Genomic DNA, 16957 nt, shown 5'->3' with positions numbered 1-16957 from the left:
TGTGCGGGCGCCTGCGTCAGAAGATCCACTTCGCGTCCGGGCCCGACATCCGGACGGAACTCACCCTCACCGACGCCGAGGACACCGTCACAGTGCGGATGCCGCGCTGACCACGTCCTTCAGCAGGAGCCCGGCGAGCGTGGCGAAGGTCAGTCCGGCCGCGACGTTGACCGTGGTGGCCGCCTTGGGGCCGTGCAGCAACCCCTGTCCCAGCCGGCCCGCGCACAGGCCGATGGTGCTGTCCCAGACCAGACCCATCGCGAGGAAGATCAGGCCGAGGGTGAGCAGCTGAAGCCAGAGCGCGCCCCGGTCGGGGTTGGTGAAGCGCGGCAGGAAGGCGGCGAAGAAGAGCACCGTCTTCGGGTTGAGCAGATTGGTGACCACGGCCCGGCGCAGCACGTCGCGGTCGGGCGGCGCCGCCGTGGCGTGCGCGAGGGGCTTGCGGGCGGTGCGCAAGGTCTTCACGGCGAGCCGGCCCAGGTAGAGGCCACCGGCCAGCTCCAGCGCCGTCAGCGCCAGGGGAGTGGACTTCAGCAGGACGGCGAGGCCCAGCGCCGCCGCGGTCACGTGCACGACCATGCCCAGCGCCATCCCGGTGGCGGAGAGCAGGCCCGCCCGCGGTCCGCGCTCGACGGCGACCGCCACGATGTACGCGGCATCCGGGCCCGGGGCGACGGTGACGAGCGTTACGGCCACCAGATAGGCCGGCAGGAGTGTGAGGTCGAGCATGGTCTCCTCCAGGGTCTGCACGGACATCTCCGCGTAACGCGTAAAGGCCACTGATGACGTTACCGGGAAGAGTCCGTCCCTGCAACGCGAAGAAGCGGCTCAGTGCGTTACGGTGGAGGTATGGACTATGGAGACGGAACCATCACCGTGTCCGTGCTGACCCCGGACGTACTCGTCGATCTGGTCAACGGCTGGGGGGCCCGGCCCCGCGAGGAGGGCCGGCGGACCGACGAGCCGCTGCCCTCCCTGGACTCCCTCGGTGACCTCGCGCTGCCCGGTGCGGTCCGGGAGGCGCTGGACGCGGACGCCGTGGCCCGCGTGGCGGACGCGATCCATCCGGTCTTCGCCGCCGCCGACGCGCCGGGCTGCGCCGACCGGCTCACCCGGCTGCTCTCCGCCGCCGGAGCGCGTCCGGTGCTGGCGGCCGCGCCGCACGACACGTTCCGCGCCCTGTGGTCCGTGGCGACGGCCGACGACGCGCTGCTCGCCGCCGTCGCCGTCACGCTCCGCGCCTACCTCGCCGAGCACGGACGGGGGCGCATCGGGTTGTGCGCGGGCGGCCACTGCGCCGATGTGTACATCGACCAGTCGCCCGGCGGCCGACGCCGCTTCTGCTCGGTCACCTGCCAGAACCGGGCCCGGGTCGCCGCCTTCCGCAGCCGCCGGGCGGCCGCCGCCGGCTGACCGGACCCGTACCAGCCCGGCGCGCGGACCGCGCCGCGTCAGTCCGGCAGTGGCACGGTGATCTTCGCAGCCGCCGGGCGGCTGCCGCCGGCTGACCGGACCCGTACCAGCCCGGCGCGCGGACCGCGCCGCGTCAGTCCGGCAGTGGCACGGTGATCTTCGCAGCCGCCGGGCGGCCGCCGCCGGCTGACCGGACCTGTACCCGCCGGCGCGCGGACCGCGCCGGGTCAGCCCGGCAGTGGCACGGCGATCTCCTCCAGGCGGGCCAGGGAGTGGGCGCCGAGCAGCTGCCCCGCCGTCACCTCGAGCCCGTGGTCACGGGCGAGCTGGAGCCGGATCCGGCCGGCCATCAGGGAGTCCAGGCCGTAGTCGCTCAGCGGGCGCCGGCCGTCGAGGTCGCAGGCCGCCATGCCGAGAGCAGCCCCGGCGAGGTCCCGTAACGGGCGGGCGGTGCGCACCGGCCCGGACGCGGGCGGCTGCTGCGCCGTGCTCGCCGCCGCCTCCGTGTCGACGCGCGTGTCCGGCCGCGGGGGCGCGGTCGAGGCCTGCGCCCGCGCCGTCGGCACGGCGACGGCGGAGGGCCGGTGGCGCGGGCGGAGCCGGAAACGACGGGCGGCCCGCGTGGTCCGGGCCGGCGCCCGCAGACGACGCAGCCGGATGCCAGTGAAGGACGCGAGCACGTGCCCGTCCTCGGCGACCACGGTGACGTCGGCCTCCGCCGGCGCCGCGCCGTGGGCCTCCCGCAGCCGGCACACGCTCCAGAACTCCTCCGGCAGCTCCGCCGACAGCTGTACGCGGCCGAAGGCGCGCGGGACGAAAGCCAGCGCCTCGGCGGCGGGCGCCGCCGCGAGCAGCGGTTGCAGGGCCGCCTCCCACGCCGCGGGCGACGCGGACGTGGGACGCCGCATCCGGGCCACCGCCGCGCCCTCGCCCCGCCACAACTGCTGTACGGAGCGCAGCGACTCACCGAACACCAGGCCGTGCCGCTCGGTCACCTGGTAGAAGGTGTCGGCGCTGACGTACTGGTGGCAGCGGGCCAGGGCCTCGTCCAGGACGGCCGAGGCGTCGGCGTCCGCGGTGGCCTCGCTCTCGCGGACGAGGGCCGTGGCGCACAGCACCGGCCGGGAACGGCCCACCGCCGCCTCGACGACCGCGTGCCGCGTGCCGTCCGGGGTCGGCGGGCTGATGGTGGTGCACAGCGTGACGTCGCCGGAGGCCGGGATCTCGACCGGCTCGGTGCCCAGTTCGGCGTGGGCCAGGAAGAACGAGCCCTCGGGCGCCGCCTCGCGCGCGGCCGCCAGGACCGTCGCGAGGTACACGACGGGCGGCACCGGCGCCGTGCCGTGCAGGCTCACCGCGCGGTCCTCCGCGCGAAGACCCAGATCCCGCAGGCCGGCCCGGTGCACGCAGGGCGACGCGAGGTCGGGTGAGGGGTCGTGCTGGTACTGGGCCACGTCCCAGGAGTAGTGCGGCAGCGGCACGGAGACCGCGGGCTCGGGATGCACGCGCCGCCAGTCGATCCGGGCACCGGCCGCGAACAACTGGCCGAGTGAGCACAGGAGTTGGGCCTGACCGCCGTGGTCGCGGCGCAGTGAGGCGATCGCCGTGCTGTCGGTCCGGCTGAGAATCTCGTCCAGCGCGCCGGTGAGGACGGGGTGCGGGCTGATCTCGACGAAGACGCTGTCGCGCGTACGGGCCATGGCGGCGGCGGTGTCGGCGAACCGGACGGGGCTGCGCAGATTGTCCGCCCAGTACGCGGCGTCGAGGGCGGCGCCGCTCACCGCCTCGGCCGTCACGGTGGAGAGCAGCGGAACGGCGGGGGCCGACGGATCGAGGTCGGCCAGCGCGTCCAGGACATCGTCGTGCACCACGTCCATCAGCGGCGAGTGCGAGGCCACGTCGACCTTGACCGGCCGGCACAGCACGTCCCGGGCGGTCAGGTCCCGGGCCAGGCCGGCCAGGGCGTCCCGGTCCCCGGCGAGCACCGTGGCGCTGGGCGCGTTCTGCGCCGCGACACAGATCGACCCGCCATAGGGGGCCGTGGCGTCGGCCGCGGCCTGCGCGCCGAGTTCGACGGAGAGCATGCCGCCCAGACCCGCCGTGCGCTGCATCAGCCGGCTGCGGCGGCAGATGACGGCGGCGGCGTCCCGCAGGGTCAGCGCGCCCGACACGTAGGCCGCGGCGGTCTCGCCCATGCTGTGGCCCACGCACGCGTCGGGCACCACACCGAGCCCGGCCCAGGCGGCGGCGAGGGCGACCTCCACGGCCCACAGCAGAGGCTGCACGCGCTCGACCTCACGGGGCAGGACGTCCGCGTGCAGCTCCTCCACCACCGACCAGCCCACCTCGCGCGCGACGGCGGCGTCGCACTCCCACAGCCGCGCCCGGAAGGCCGGGCAGTGCCGGTGGAGCTGGCGCGCCATGCCCGGCCACTGCGATCCCTGGCCGGGGAAGACGAACACGGTCCGGGGCGGCTCGCCGTACCGCTCGGCCGCCGTGCCGCCGCGCGCGATGTCCTCACCCGCGGCCAGCGCGCGCAGGTGCCCGGCCATCTCCGCGGCGCTCTGCGCGACCGCCCACATCCGGTGGGGCAGGTGGTCGCGGCGGAGCGCGGCCGTCGCGCAGATCGCGGACAGGCCGGGCCCGTCGACGGCCGTCGTCTCGAGCAGCTGCGCGTGGGCGAGCGCCGCACGCCGCAGCGAGGAACGGGACTTGGCCGTCAGGACGAGCAGCTGCGGTGCGGACGCGTCGTCGGGGTCGCCGGGTCCGGGCCGCGGCGGCGACACGGGTTCGGGACGGTAGGAGCCGATGACCGCGTGCGCGTTGGTCCCCGACAGGCCGAAGGAGCTGACGCCGATGAGGGCGGTGTCCCCGGCCGGGCGCAGCCGTGTCGTCTCGCGGGCGAGCCGGACCGGGAGCTCGCCGTCCGCGAGGAGCGGGTGGAGGTCGGCGCTGTGCAGGGACGCGGGGATCTCGCCGTGCTGGGCGATGAGGACCGCCTTGATGAAGCCGGCGATGCCCGCGGCGGCCTCGGCGTGGCCGATATTGGTCTTCACCGAACCGGTCAGCAGCGGCCGCGCCGGGCGGGCGTCCGGGTCGCTCCCGGTGAACGCGGCGGCCAGCGCCCGGAGTTCGACGGAGTCGCCGACGGAGGTGCCGGTGCCGTGCGCCTCCACGTAGTCGAGCCGGCCGGGTGTGATCCCGGCGCTGCGGCAGGCGGTCTCGATCATGTCGACCTGCCCGTCCACGGAGGGCTGGAGCAGCAGTCCGCTGGCGCGGCCGTCGTTGGTGACGGCGGAGCCCCGGAGCACGGCCAGGACGTGATCGCCGTCGCGCTCCGCGTCGCGCAGGCGTTTGAGGATGACCACGCCCGCTCCGTCGCTGCGCACGAAGCCGTCGCCGTCGGTCGCCCCGAACCGGCAGCGCCCGCCGGGGGAGAGCATGCCGCCCTGTGAGTAGGCGATGGCGTCGTCGGGCGTGAGGACCAGGTTGACGCCGCCGGCGACGGCGAGTTCGCACTCCCCGGTGAGCAGGCTCTGGCGTGCGCTGTGCACCGCGACGAGCGACGACGAGCAGGCGGTGTCCAGGACGACGCTGGGGCCGCGCGCGTCCAGGAGGTAGGACAGGCGGCCGGAGGTGATGGCACGCAGCCGGCTGCCCACCACGTCGTGCACATCGCGCTGGTGCGCCGGGACGCCGCTCTCCCCGTACTCGGTGGTCGCCTGGCCGATGAAGACCCCGGCGTGCGTCCTGGCCAGGCTGGACGGGCGGATCCCCGCCGCTTCTAACGCCTCCCAGGTCAGGTGCAGCAGGAGCCGCTGCTGCGGATCCATCCGGAGCGCCTCGGCCGGTGAGATCCCGAAGAACGCGGCGTCGAATCCGAACGCGTCGTTGAGGAAGCCGCCTTGGGCGGAGACGGTCCGGCCCGGCACCCCGGTGTGCGAGGTGACGTAACGGTCGATGTCGAATCGTTCGCGTGGAACCGCGGTCACGGCGTCCACGCCGTCCAGCAGGTTGGCCCAGAAGGCGTCCACGTCGTCGGCGCCGGGAAAGCGACAGGCCATCCCCACGACTGCTACAGGTGCGGGGCCTTCGTCTACGGCGTGCTTCATGTCCAGGTCCGCCTTGGGGTAGAGGCTGTGCCCTGCTCGGTCGCCGGGCCACGAGGACGTGCTCAGAGGTACGCGGTACAAAAATATACTAGGAACTAAATTTGGCCTGGAGTCAATAGATGGCACGTTAACCGAGTCTGAAGCCCGTGCGAAGCCCGTTCGAAGGCCATGCGTGCGGACACGTGCGGGCAGGGCGCAGGCCCGTTCCGCCGACGTCTGACGCGCCGTGTGACAGGCGGCGCCGCGAACCGTCAGGAACGGTTAACCGTGTGCCAGGAGGCCAAACCGGCCGCACGCAAAAATGTCGCGTGGCCGCACCCCCGCAAGGGTGCGGCCACGCGACCTGGGCCGGGCGGTCAGGAGCTGGGCGGGACCCATCCCCGGCGGGCGTAGGACAGACAGCCGGAGAGGATGATGCGCACGATCTCCCGCAACTCCATGCGCAGCGGCGCGTGCGACTCCGGGGCCTGCGACCAGCGGTAGAGATGGCCCAGATAGGCATCGCGCAGCATGTTGCCCACGCGCGCGGGGTCGACGTCGGGGGCGATGTCCCCCCGGGCGCGGCCGGTCTCGATGATGTCGGCGAAGATCTCGGCGGTGTACGGCTCCTCGAAGATGGGGCGCCCCGACCTGACCCAGGCGGCGAGCATGGCCGGCACCACGTCCCGCTCCCGCTCGTTGAACTCCGCGAGGATCGACATGCAGCGCTCCAGGTACACGGTCACGTCGTCGTGCGGACCGCGCGGTGACTGCTCCATGGTCGACACCAGGTGCTGCCTGCGCTTGTCCGCCCAGGCGAGGACGATGTCCTCCTTGCGCTGGAAGTAGTTGAAGAAGGTGCCCCGGGCGACGTCCGCGCGCTCGGCGATCTGGTCGATCGTGGTGCGCTCGTACCCCTGCTCGGCGAACAGGCTGAGCGCGGACGCGTAGAGGCCCTCGCGAACCCGCTGCTTACTGCGCTCCCGTCGTCCCATGGGGACCGAGCCTGCGGCTGTCATAAGGGTTACGCCTCCCTGGGCCGTTGTACTCCTTGGACCATAGTACAACATTGAGCCCCGCCGCCTAGGTGGTGCGCTGCGCGACTTGAAGACAACTTGCCAGCAAGTGAAGGGGAGATGCGCGACTTCCGGTCGATCCGACCAGCACATCGCCCGCGCAAAAAATGTATTTAAGTTCAATCTTGACGAGAGTGCACCGTGCTGAACTGCACGAACGGTCAAGTCGCGGCGCTCGTACCGGAGTTATGTCCGAGATGACCGATTGGATGCCGCGGGACCGGGTTGAGTGATCATGAAGCACCGTCTATAAATGTACTCCAGTTCACGTTATTGAACTTTCTCAAGGAGCGTCCGCTCATGCGCGTGTCTCTTCGTACGGAACGTTCGGCCATCGGTCACGAGGACGCGTGGCACTGTGTGGCCGCCGCCGTAGGGCTGGCGGAGGCGGGCGCGAGTGTCGTGCTGCTGGTCGAGGGATGTACCGGCATCGGCAAGACCCTGCTGCTGGACGACGCCGTGCGGTGGGCCCGCCGGCGCGGGCTGTCCGCCGCGCACCGCGCCGACCTGGACGAGTACGCCTCCGCCGCCCGGGCGACACCGGCCGGGGACGCGCCGAGGCTCGTGGCCGTGGACAACGTGGAGACGCTCTCCCCCCGCGCCGAGCGGAACCTGTGGGCGGCGATCGGCCGCGCCGGTGGCGAGCCGGTGGTCTGGATGCTCGCGGTGCGGCCCGGGGGCACCGCGGAGCGCCTGTTCCGCCACTGCCCGACCATCGTGACCCGCACGATCCTGCGCCCCCTGACCCCGCCGCAGGCGACCGACCTGGCCGCGAAGCTGATGGGGTTCCACGCGATGCCCCCGCACGTCGCCGGGCTCGTCACCCGGGCCAACGGCGATCCGCAGCTGATCACCGCCCTGGCGCGGGGCCTGGAGGAGGAGACCGCCGCCCTCGGCGCGGCGGCGTCCGACACCCCGGCGGCCCAGGGGCAGTTGGCGCGCGTCCGGCAGGTCGTCGCAGGCCGGCTCGCCACCCTGGCCCCGGCCGCCCGCGAGGCCCTGTGCCGGCTCGCGGCCGAGGCGGAGCCGGGCCCGGACGGCTCCCGGTGGGTGCCCAGGTCCGCGGAGCTGGAGCCGTGCCTCGACGAGGCGACCACCGCCGGGATCCTGCTCGCCGGGCCCACCGGGGCCCTGGAGTTCACCAGCGAACTGCTGCGCGCGGAGCTGGCACGCCAGGCCCACGCGGCCTCGGCCGGTGCCGCGGACCCGCGGTGCGGCCCCCGGCCGGACACCCCCGCGGCGGGACAGGAGGCGGCGCGCCACATCGAGGAACTGTGGCGGGCCGGCGACGCCGAGGCGGCCCTGCGCGCCGGTCGTGACGCCGTGTCAGCGGGAACCGACGGGCCCCCGGCGGCCACCGACGGCTCCACCGCCGAAGGGTCTCCGGCCGTCGCCGCCGTCGCCGCCTCGGTCGCCGACAAGCTCGCGGCGACGGGACAGTTCGACGAGGCGTGGGAGACCCTCGCCCGCGCCCCGGCCGGGTCCGGCGCCGACGAGACCGCGTTCGTCCGCGCCCGCCTCCTGCTCAGGTCCGGACGGCCGGCGCAGGCCCACCGCGCGGCGCGCGCCGTCGCCGACGGCGACCAGGAGCACGGCCCGTCGCCCCACCGGCCCGCCGGACAGGCCCTGTCGGCGCTGATCGCCCTGCGCGGCGGCGACCTCGCCGCCGCCGCCGCCCACCTGGACCGCTGCTTCGCGGAGCTCGGCGGCGCGCAGGCCCACCCCGAACTCCCCCTGTACGCATGGGTCCGCGCCCAGCTGGTGGAGGCCCGGCACGGCCCCCGCTCCGCCGTCGCCCTGCTGAACCGGCCCGACGCGGCCCGGGACCTGTACTCCCGCCCCGCCCTGTACCTGGAGGAACCCGGTGCCGCGGCCTGGATCGTGCGGCAGGCCCAGGCCGTCGGCGTCCCCGCGCTCGCCCGGAACACCCTGAGCGCCACCGCCCGCCTCGCCGCCGCCAACGACCGGACACCGGCCGTCGTCGCCGTGCACCGGCACGCCTACGGACTCGTCCACGCCGACCCCGGCGCCCTGCGCTCCGCCGCCACCGGGCACGCCTGCGCGTGGGCGCGCGGCTCGGCGTGGGAGGACCTGGCCGTCGTCTCGCTGCGCGCCAGGTCCCTGAGCCGCGACGAGTGGATCCAGGCGCTGGAGAACGCCTTCGAGGCCTTCGGCGAGTGCGGCGCGGACCGGGACGCGGCGCGGGTGCGGCAGCGGCTGCGCACGGCCGGACGGCACACCGCGCCGGTGCGGGGCGGCCGGGGCGGCGGGACGGGGTGGGAGAACCTGAGCGAAGTGGAGCGCACCATCGCCCACCTGGCCGGCGCCGGACTGACCAACCGTCAGATAGCGCCGCGTGTCTACCTCTCCCCGCACACCGTCAACTACCACCTGCGCAAGATCTACCCGGTGCTCGGCGTCGGGTCCCGGGTCGAGCTCGGCAGCGCCCTGGAGAAGGTGCACGCATGACACCCGCCGCCCCGGCCCGCCGCCCCCGCGACCGACACACCTCCAGGAGCAGCACATGAACACACCGCCCTTACCGCGCAGCGTCGCGGTCGTCGGAGCCGGAGCCGCCGGTGTGCTGGCCTCCGCCCAACTGATCTCCGCCTCCGCCGCGTACGGGCTCGCCCTCGACCTGCACCTGATCGACCCCGCGCCGCTGACCGGAGCCGGGCCGGCCTACGGCACCCCCGACGACCGGCACCTGCTGAACGTGCCGGCCGGCCGGATGAGCGCGCTGCCCGACGACCCGGACCACTTCCTGCGCTGGCTCGCGCCGCGCCACCCGGCCGTCCGCGCGGGCGACTTCGTCCCGCGCCGCGCCTACGGGCGCTACCTGCACGACGTACTCACGCAGGCCGCGCGCGCCCACCCCGCCGCCCGCCTGCACCGCGTACGCGACCGCGTGATCCGGCTGCGCCACCAGCACGGCGCCACGGCCCTCGGACTCGCATCGGGCGACGACGTGCGCGTGGACGCCGTGGTGCTGGCCCTCGGCGGCGCCGCTCCGTCGGCCGACTGGGCCGGCCCGGCGCTGCGCGCGAGTCCGCGGTTCCTCGCCGACCCCTGGGCGCCCGGCGCCCTGGACACCGTCGGCGCGAGCGGTGACGTCCTCCTCGTGGGCACCGGCCTGACCATGGTGGACGTCGCGGTCACGCTCGGCTCGCCGCGGCGGGTGCTGCACGCCGTCTCCCGCCACGGCATCCTGCCCCAGGCCCACCTCGCGCACACCGCACCGCCGTTCGCACCGGGCCCGCTCGACGCGTCCTGCGGCCTCGACGCGGTGCGCCGCGCCGTACGGCGTCATCTCGCCGTCTGCCGCAGGGAACGCGGCGACTGGCGGCCGGGACTCGATGGACTGCGCCCGCTGACCGCCGCCCTGTGGCAGCAGCTGCCCGCCGCCGACCGGCTGCGTTTCCTCCGGGAGGACCTGCGCGTCTGGGAGGCCCACCGCCACCGTCTGGCGCCCGGCACCGCCGCGCGGCTGCACGACCTGCTCGCGCACGGCGGGCTGCGCGTGAGCGCGGGCGAGGTCGTGCGCGGTGCCCCGCGCGCCGGCGGGCTGCGGGTGCGGCTCGACGACGGGTGGCAGCTCGACGTGGCGGCCGTCGTCAACTGCACCGGCCCGCGCGCCGACTGGCGCCGCGCCGCGAACCCGCTCGTCGACGACCTCCTGCGGTCCGGCCGGGTCCGGCCCGGACCGGCCGGGCTGGGGCTCGACACCACGCCCGACGGCCTGCTGATCCCCGGCGCGGGACCGGCCGCGCCGCTGTGGACGCTCGGCGCCGCCCGGCGCGGGAACCTGCTGGAGACCACGGCCATGCCCGAGATCCGGGCCCAGGCCGCCCGGCTGGCCTCCTGCGTCCTGGCCCGGCTCGCACCCGCCCCCCTACGGCGGCCCCAGGACACGCTGCACACCTTCGCCTGACCCGTCACGCGCGGCCCGGACGAGCAACCCCGTCCGGGCCGCGCACGCGTGCGCCGCGCACGGCAAACCGCGAACGGCCGGGGCGGCTGTCGAAGTGCGCACCGCACTTCGACAGCCGCCCCGGCCTCTCGCGTTCACTCGCCGGCGAGCAGCCGGTGGGCCCGGTCCAGGATCGCCTCCGTCGTGATCCCGTTCCGCGCGAGCAGGTGCTCGTGCCCGCCGCTGCCCACCGCGAACGCGTCGGCCACCCCGACCCGCAGCACCGGCGCGCACGGACGCGCCCCCGACACCACCTCCGCGACGGCGGAACCGAGCCCGCCGCGCACCCAGTGCTCCTCGACCGTCACCAGGCCCGCGGTGGTCCGCGCCGCGGCCAGCAACGCCTCCTCGTCCAGCGGCTTGATCGTGTGCATGTTGAGGACCCGCGCCGAGACACCCTCCGCGGCCAGCCGGTCCGCCGCCTCCAGCGCACGCAGGACGGGGTACGGTCCGGTCGCCACCAGCGTGACATCGGTGCCGCGCCGCAGCGTCTGCGCCCGGCCCGGCACCGCCGGCTCTACACCCGGCGGCAGCGCGGGGGTCGCGCCGCGGCCCAGCCGCAGATAGACCGGGCCGGGAAGGGCGTCCGCCGCCCGGACCATCGTCCGTGTCTGCTCGGCGTCGGCCGGCACGAGGATCGTCATGTTCGGGAGCAGGCGCATCACGGCCAGGTCTTCCAGGCTGTGGTGCGTGGCGCCCAGGTGCCCGGCGGCGAGCCCGCTGTGCGTCGCCGCGATCCGCACCGGCAGAGCGGTGCGGGCCACGTCCAGCTTGACGGACTCCAGGGCCCGGGTCGTGGCGAACGTCGCCATGGTGTTGACGAAGGGGCGCCGGCCCGTCGCGGCCAGACCGGCCGCGACACCCATCAGGTTCTGCTCGGCTATGCCGACATTGACGTAGCGCGGTGCCAGCTCCGCCCAGTCGACCGGGTTGAACAGCCCGGTGTCGCTGTCGAGGCAGACCACGCGCGGGTCCGCCCGCATCAGGCCGAGGAGTTCGTCGCGGTACACCTCGCGGTTGGGCCGGGGCGGCTCGGGCGCCACCGGCTCGGGCCGCGCCGGCGGCGCCGGGGCCTGCGCCACGGTGCGCGCGGGCATCGTCTCGGTCAGGCTCATGCCTGGGCTCCCTTCGGGTGGGCGGCGGCCGCGAGCGCGCGGTGGGCCCGCTGCCGCTGCCGGTCGTTGAGCTTCGCGTAGTGGCTGTGGGCCTTCCCCGCCACCTGGGCCATGCCCTGGCCCTTGACGGTGCGGGCGATCACGACCCGCGGTCGGCCGGAGCCGGGCGGCGCGGGACGCAGCGCCTCGGCCAGCGCGGCACAGTCATGACCGTCGACCTCGCGGACGTCCCAGCCGAAGGCCGCCCAGCGCTCCGCCAGCGGTTCCAGGGCCGCGTTGGCCTCCGTGGAGCCGGTGATCTGCAAGGAGTTGCGGTCGATCACGGCGACCAGCCGGTCGAGGCCGTGCGTGCCGGCCGCCATGGCGGCCTCCCACACCGACCCCTCCTGAAGCTCACCGTCGCCCATCACGACGTAGCAGCGGCGGTCGGAGCCGTCGAGCTGGAAGCCGAGCGCGTGGCCCACGCCCACGGGCAGCCCGTGGCCGAGGGCGCCCGTCGGCCACTCCACGCCCGGGATGCCCAGGTGCGGATGGGCCGTCAGCGGCGCGTCCGGCTCGGCGTAGCGGTCGATGTGGTCCTGCGGGAGGAATCCGTGCTCGGCGAGGGCCGCGTACAGGCCGATCGCTCCGTGCCCCTTGCTGAGGATGAGCACGTCGCGGTCGTCCGCGTCGCAGTGCCGCGGGTCGATCCGCAGCACCGACGAGTACAGCGTCACGAGGATCTCGGTCAGGGACAGGGAACCGCCGAGGTGGCCGCCCTCGGGATTGGCGCACATGTCCACGACACGGCGCCGTACCCGCGTCGTCCGCTCGGTCACAGGTGTCTCGTTCATAGCGGGGCCGGCCCCGCGGGGCCGTCGCTCCTCTCCATGGTCGCGTCCGGCGCGGTCCGCAGTGTCCGGTCGGCGCCCAGTGTCTCCAGCGCCCGACGCAGCACACCGATGCCGCGCAAGTAGTCCTCGATGAGGATGTGTTCGTTGTCCGCGTGGTCGAGAGCGCTGTCACCGGGGCCGTAGGTCGCCATGGGGACGTCCCAGACCTCGGCGAGCGTGTTCATGTCGGAGGTGCCGGCCTTGACCTTCCAGGCGGGCCGGTGGTGCCGGGAGGTGATCGCCGCGGTCAGGGCCCGTACCACCGGGTCGGAGCGGGTGGTGCGGCAGGCGGCGACCGAGTTGATCACGTCGAGCCGGCCCTTGGGGATCTTCGCGGCGAGCCGGTCCACCAGCCGCTCCACGTCGTACAACGGCGGTGTGCGGACGCTGAACTCCGCCTCGGCCACCGTCATGTCACCGCGGATCGACACCAGGGTGGGCCCGGGTGTCGCGAAGCTCTGGTTGCCGCTGTCGGGGCCGAGGACGTCGAGCAGCGTCCGCCAGGCCAGGCAGGCCAGTTCGGTCGCCTTGGGCGTGGGGTTGGAGGGGTGGGTCGGTTCGCAGCGCACGCGGTAGGACAGATCCGTCTTGCCCTTGTAGCCGACGACGATGGTGTCCCATCCGCTGGGCTCTCCCACGATGAGCGCGTCGGGGCGCGGGTAGTGCGCGCGCACGTGCATCGCGCCGCGCGACGAGGGAGTCTCCTCCTCCACGGCGCCGATCACGGTGAGCGTGCCCGGGAAACCGCCCGCGGCCGCGCCGGCGGCCGCACACATCATGGCGGCGAGCGGCCCCTTGGCGTCGACCGAGCCCCGCCCGTAGAGCCGGTCGCCCTCGACACGGACGGGGATGTGCCCGGGCACGGTGTCCATGTGGCCGAGGAGCATCACGTGCGGGCCGGTGCCGCGGCCCAGGGTGCCGACGGCGTTCCCGGCCTCGTCGAGCCGGGCGGTGAACCCGAGTTCGCGCATCAGCGCCACGATGCGGGCGCCGACCGCGGCCTCCTGGCCCGAGGGGGAGTCCACCTCCAGCATGTCGCGCAGCACACCGACGGCAAAGGGCTGCGAGGAGACCTTGGGGTCATGGATCTGCTGGATCGTCATCCCGCCAGCTCCCTGCGTACGCCGGCGGCGCCGGCTGACTGGGCGATCGTCACCCGGGTGCCCGCGCCGTCGAGGGCCGCGCCCACCGGCCGCTCGGCGCGCCCGTCGGCGATGACGACCCGCTCGCAGCCCTGGCGCAGCGCCTCGCGGGCCGCGATCAGCTTCAGCCCCATGCCGCCGCCGCGGTACGCGGGCGGCCCCTCGGGCGGCACCGCGCAGACGTCGAGCGCGGAGGCGGGGTCGTCGGCGTCGGCCAGCACCCCCGGCGCGCCGGTCAGCAGGACCAGCGCGTCCGCCCTGAGCGCTCCGGCGACGGCGGCCGCCGCCCGGTCGGCGTCGGTGTTCACCGGCCGCCCGTCCTCGGCCATCGCCGGCGGCGAGACGACCGGGAGCCACCCCGAGTGCAGCAGGTCCTCCAGCAGATCCGTGTTCACGTCGGTGATCCGTCCGGTGTGGTTGTCCCGCACGATGGTGGCGCGGCCGTCGACGACGGCGCGCAGCGCCGATTTGCGCCGGGCGCGCAGCAGGGAGCCGTCCATGCCGGTCAGGCCGACGGCCTGCACCCCGTGCCGCTGGAGGTGGCGCAGCAGGCGCGGCTTCGTCGAACCCGCGAGGGCCAGCTGCACGACCTCCAGCATCGCGCTGTCGGTGTGCCGCGTGCTGATGCCGTCCGGCGCGACGAGCCGGCGGGACTCCACGCCGAGGCGGGACGCCAGCTGCTCGATGTCGGCGGAGCCGCCGTGCGCCAGCACCAGGTGCCGGCCCGGGGCGGACAGCCGCGCCAGGTCCGCGCAGACGGCCTCCGCGTTCACGGCGGCGTTGCCGCCGCACTTGACCACGATGGTTTCGCTCATGGGGGCGGTCCCCTCCTCAGTTCGGGTGCAGTCCGGTGAAGGCGAGGCCGCTGTCCTCACCGAGGCCGTAGCGAATGTTCATGCACTGCACGGCGTTGCCCGCGCCGCCCTTGACCAGGTTGTCGAGCGCGCTCACCGCGACGGCGTGCGTGCCGTCCCGGGACAGCGCGAAGCCCACGTCGCAGTAGTTGGACCCGGACAGGATCTTCGGCTCGGGCAGCCGGTGGTCGCCCCGCTTGCGCGCCACGACCCGCACGAACGGTTCCGCCGCGTACGCCTTGGTGTAGGCGCGGCGCAGTTCGACCTCGTCGACCTCCTTGTGCAGCGTCAGCCGGCACACCACCTGCACGCCGCGCACGGCCTCCACGCCGGTGGCGCTCATGCGCACCGGCACCCCGGTCGCCTGGGCGATCTCCGCCTCGTGGCGGTGCTCGGTCGGCGCGAACAGCCGCATCGCACCGCTGCGTTCGGCGTGCAGGTTGGACGGCCCGGCGGTGACGCCCGAGCCGCTGGACCCGGTGCGGGCGTCGACCAGCACCTCCCCGGTGACCAGACCGGCCTCGACCGCGGGCACGGCCGCGAGGATGCCGGCCGTCGCCATGCACCCGGGCACGGAGATCCGGTCCGCCCCGCGCAGGGCCTCCCGGTGGTACTCGGGAAGGCCCGTCACGAACGACGCCAGCAGGTCGGCGGCCTCGTGGTCCACGCCGTAGTACCTGCGGTACGCGGCGGGGGAGCGGAGCCGGAAGTCACCGGAGAGGTCGATGACGGTGGCCGCCCTGCGCAGGTGCTCCCGCATCCCGGCCATGGTGCGGGTGTGCGGCAGCGCCAGGAACAGCACGTCCAGGGCGGGCGCGCCGTCCAGCGCGTCGTGCGGCACGAACGTCAGGTCCGTGCGGCCCCGCAGATTGGGATGGGCGCTGTCCAGCCGCTTGCCGGCCAGGGAGTCGGAGGTCGCGAGGACCACCCGCGCGTCCGGGTGGCCGAGCAGGATGCGCAGCAGTTCGCCGCCGATGTAGCCGGATGCCCCGGCCACGGCCACGTTCAGCATGGCAGGTTCGCCTCCACATGGTCGATGATCAGGTCGGCCAGGGACAGGTCGGTGCCGTGTGCCTGCTGGAACCCCGAGAACTCGACCCCGTGGTTCACCTCCAGCACGCACAGCTCGCCGTCCTTGTTCTCCAGGACATCGACCCCGGCGAGCTGCGCGCCCGTGCTGCGCGCGGCGCGTACCGCCAGCTTCGCCAGGTCGTCCGAGAGGGGGCAGCGGTGACTGACAGCGCCCCGGGCCACGTTGGTGCGCCAGTCCTGCCCGCTGCGGTAGATGGCGCCGACCGCCTCGTCGCCGATGACGACGACACGGATGTCCCGCTCGGGTTTGTGCACGTACTCCTGTACGTACACGATGTGCGCGTCGGTGCCGGGCAGGGCGGCGACGTAGTCGAGCACCGTGCGGGCCGTGGCCGGATCGGGCAGATAGCTCACCAGCCGTCCCCAGGAGCCGACCAGCGGCTTGATGACGGCCGGGTAGCCGAGCTCCTCCAGCGCGTCGAGCGCCGCGTCGGGGGTCAGGGCGAGTGCCGTGCGCGGCGTCGGGATGCCCGCGTCGCGCAGGGCGACCGACGTGCGGTACTTGTCCCCGCAGACGTCGATGGCATGCGCGGAGTTGAGGACCCGCGCGCCCGCGGCCTCCAGCACCCGCGCGCCGTGGACGGCGCGCGCGAGGCCGATCTCGCGGTTGAGGACGAGCGGTGCCACGGGCGCGGCGTCGTGCAGGGTCCGCCACAGGGTGCGCGAGTCGAGGAACTCGTAGGGAAGGCGGCGGCGGTCCAGCGCCTCCAGGATGCGCTTCTCGTCCATGCGCACCCTGGAGGCGAGCACCGCGCACACCGGTGCGGTGGGCGGCTGCGGGCGGCTGGTCACTCGCCCCAGTCCTCTTCCACCTCGGGCGCGAGGCCGACCTGGACGGGGCTGACGGTGAGCACTTCGAGTTCCACGGCGCAACCGCCGCACTCGAGGATCTCATTCACCTTCGGCTCACCGGTCACCGGCAGATCCGTCTCGCATTCGGGGCAGGCCAACATGGGTGTCTCCTTCACAGGTGAGAAGAGTGGGAGTGCGACCGCCGAAGCGGTTCTCCCTGTACTGCCGTACGACTTCAAGTACAGCGCGCCGCAAGGCGGTTGGGTATCGATGAAGGAACGAACCGCGGGTACGTTTCCAGCGGAATTCCGGATGCTGACGTAATCACGATGACGACGTCACCGCGATGCTGTGTCAGCGCTGTTTTCCGGGGAACGCGGAGGCGCTTTCGCCGTCCCGAAAAAATGCGGGTGCGGGTGTGCTGGTGGGGCACCGCCTTTTCAAAAGCCGCAGCAGCGGCCCGAGAAGCACGTACTTGAGCAGACGGTAGAACATGCCTGGTCGCCTTCCCCCATACAACGCTCCGGACGCGTCAGGCGC

Annotated in this window: 13 protein-coding genes and 1 pseudogene; 3 read left to right on the top strand and 11 right to left on the bottom strand. The window is 74.2% G+C overall.

Annotated features, from left to right (window positions below):
- Window positions 1-87: 87 nt before the first annotated feature.
- Complete coding sequence (locus ABZY33_RS32200; protein WP_356495253.1) at window positions 88-756, bottom strand: LysE family translocator; 669 nt, start codon at window positions 754-756, stop codon at window positions 88-90.
- A gap of 93 nt (window positions 757-849) precedes the next feature.
- On the opposite strand from ABZY33_RS32200, the gene ABZY33_RS32195 reads away from it, so the two are divergent.
- Complete coding sequence (locus ABZY33_RS32195) at window positions 850-1413, top strand: CGNR zinc finger domain-containing protein (protein ID WP_356495252.1); 564 nt, start codon at window positions 850-852, stop codon at window positions 1411-1413.
- A 227-nt stretch (window positions 1414-1640) separates the two neighbouring features.
- Here ABZY33_RS32195 and ABZY33_RS32190 read toward each other — a convergent pair whose 3' ends face one another.
- Window positions 1641-5525 (bottom strand): beta-ketoacyl synthase N-terminal-like domain-containing protein, encoded by a 3885-nt coding sequence (locus tag ABZY33_RS32190; protein ID WP_356495251.1) that lies wholly within the window; start codon window positions 5523-5525, stop codon window positions 1641-1643.
- A gap of 356 nt (window positions 5526-5881) precedes the next feature.
- Entirely contained in the window at window positions 5882-6499 is a 618-nt protein-coding gene (locus ABZY33_RS32185; RefSeq protein WP_356495250.1) for a TetR/AcrR family transcriptional regulator, read from the bottom strand.
- Between the two features lie 381 nt (window positions 6500-6880).
- Between ABZY33_RS32185 and ABZY33_RS32180 the strand changes: the two genes are divergently transcribed.
- Both ABZY33_RS32180 and ABZY33_RS32175 read left to right on the top strand, forming a co-directional pair.
- Complete coding sequence (locus ABZY33_RS32180; RefSeq protein WP_356495249.1) at window positions 6881-9049, top strand: LuxR C-terminal-related transcriptional regulator; 2169 nt, start codon at window positions 6881-6883, stop codon at window positions 9047-9049.
- 55 nt (window positions 9050-9104) lie between these two features.
- Window positions 9105-10511, top strand: coding sequence for an FAD/NAD(P)-binding protein (locus ABZY33_RS32175; RefSeq protein ID WP_356495248.1), 1407 nt, complete (start codon window positions 9105-9107; stop codon window positions 10509-10511).
- Between the two features lie 134 nt (window positions 10512-10645).
- Here the strand turns inward: ABZY33_RS32175 and ABZY33_RS32170 are convergent, their stop codons facing one another.
- The 8 genes and pseudogenes from ABZY33_RS32170 to ABZY33_RS32135 form a co-directional block, all read right to left on the bottom strand.
- Window positions 10646-11665: a transketolase C-terminal domain-containing protein gene (locus ABZY33_RS32170; RefSeq protein WP_356495247.1), complete on the bottom strand. Its 1020-nt coding sequence runs from the start codon at window positions 11663-11665 to the stop codon at window positions 10646-10648.
- A complete protein-coding gene (locus ABZY33_RS32165) occupies window positions 11662-12498 on the bottom strand; it encodes a transketolase (RefSeq protein WP_356495246.1) in 837 nt (278 codons plus the stop codon). Before ABZY33_RS32165 ends, ABZY33_RS32170 begins: the two co-directional genes overlap by 4 nt.
- Window positions 12495-13640: a M20/M25/M40 family metallo-hydrolase gene (locus tag ABZY33_RS32160; RefSeq protein ID WP_356495245.1), complete on the bottom strand. Its 1146-nt coding sequence runs from the start codon at window positions 13638-13640 to the stop codon at window positions 12495-12497. The genes ABZY33_RS32165 and ABZY33_RS32160 overlap by 4 nt, the downstream gene beginning before the upstream one ends.
- On the bottom strand, window positions 13637-14494 hold the full coding sequence (locus ABZY33_RS32155) for a [LysW]-aminoadipate kinase (RefSeq protein WP_356495244.1): 858 nt from the start codon (window positions 14492-14494) through the stop codon (window positions 13637-13639). The genes ABZY33_RS32160 and ABZY33_RS32155 overlap by 4 nt, the downstream gene beginning before the upstream one ends.
- A 16-nt stretch (window positions 14495-14510) precedes the next feature.
- Window positions 14511-15545: an N-acetyl-gamma-glutamyl-phosphate reductase gene (gene argC, locus ABZY33_RS32150; RefSeq protein ID WP_356495243.1), complete on the bottom strand. Its 1035-nt coding sequence runs from the start codon at window positions 15543-15545 to the stop codon at window positions 14511-14513.
- Window positions 15539-16417, bottom strand: a complete 879-nt coding sequence (locus ABZY33_RS32145) for a RimK family alpha-L-glutamate ligase (RefSeq protein WP_356495242.1) — start codon at window positions 16415-16417, stop codon at window positions 15539-15541. The genes argC and ABZY33_RS32145 overlap by 7 nt, the downstream gene beginning before the upstream one ends.
- Window positions 16414-16578, bottom strand: a complete 165-nt coding sequence (locus ABZY33_RS32140; protein WP_356495241.1) for a lysine biosynthesis protein LysW — start codon at window positions 16576-16578, stop codon at window positions 16414-16416. The genes ABZY33_RS32145 and ABZY33_RS32140 overlap by 4 nt, the downstream gene beginning before the upstream one ends.
- Before the next feature lie 193 nt (window positions 16579-16771).
- Window positions 16772-16957 (bottom strand): annotated as a pseudogene (locus ABZY33_RS32135) (hypothetical protein); the annotation flags it as partial.

This window comes from Streptomyces sp. NPDC006552 (genome assembly GCF_040611655.1).
Taxonomy (GTDB): Bacteria; Actinomycetota; Actinomycetes; order Streptomycetales; family Streptomycetaceae; genus Streptomyces.
The sequence above is the reverse complement of the archived record's forward strand: the minus strand, read 5'-3'. Positions and strand labels throughout refer to the sequence as shown.

Bases quoted from the DNA above. Each gene is read 5' to 3' on its own strand.
- ABZY33_RS32200 (WP_356495253.1), bottom strand. From the start codon at position 756: ATGTCCGTGCAGACCCTGGAGGAGACCATGCTCGACCTCACACTCCTG.
- ABZY33_RS32195 (WP_356495252.1), top strand. From the start codon at position 850: ATGGACTATGGAGACGGAACCATCACCGTGTCCGTGCTGACCCCGGAC.
- ABZY33_RS32190 (WP_356495251.1), bottom strand. From the start codon at position 5,525: ATGAAGCACGCCGTAGACGAAGGCCCCGCACCTGTAGCAGTCGTGGGG.
- ABZY33_RS32185 (WP_356495250.1), bottom strand. From the start codon at position 6,499: ATGGGACGACGGGAGCGCAGTAAGCAGCGGGTTCGCGAGGGCCTCTAC.
- ABZY33_RS32180 (WP_356495249.1), top strand. From the start codon at position 6,881: ATGCGCGTGTCTCTTCGTACGGAACGTTCGGCCATCGGTCACGAGGAC.
- ABZY33_RS32175 (WP_356495248.1), top strand. From the start codon at position 9,105: ATGAACACACCGCCCTTACCGCGCAGCGTCGCGGTCGTCGGAGCCGGA.
- ABZY33_RS32170 (WP_356495247.1), bottom strand. From the start codon at position 11,665: ATGAGCCTGACCGAGACGATGCCCGCGCGCACCGTGGCGCAGGCCCCG.
- ABZY33_RS32165 (WP_356495246.1), bottom strand. From the start codon at position 12,498: ATGAACGAGACACCTGTGACCGAGCGGACGACGCGGGTACGGCGCCGT.
- ABZY33_RS32160 (WP_356495245.1), bottom strand. From the start codon at position 13,640: ATGACGATCCAGCAGATCCATGACCCCAAGGTCTCCTCGCAGCCCTTT.
- ABZY33_RS32155 (WP_356495244.1), bottom strand. From the start codon at position 14,494: ATGAGCGAAACCATCGTGGTCAAGTGCGGCGGCAACGCCGCCGTGAAC.
- argC (WP_356495243.1), bottom strand. From the start codon at position 15,545: ATGCTGAACGTGGCCGTGGCCGGGGCATCCGGCTACATCGGCGGCGAA.
- ABZY33_RS32140 (WP_356495241.1), bottom strand. From the start codon at position 16,578: ATGTTGGCCTGCCCCGAATGCGAGACGGATCTGCCGGTGACCGGTGAG.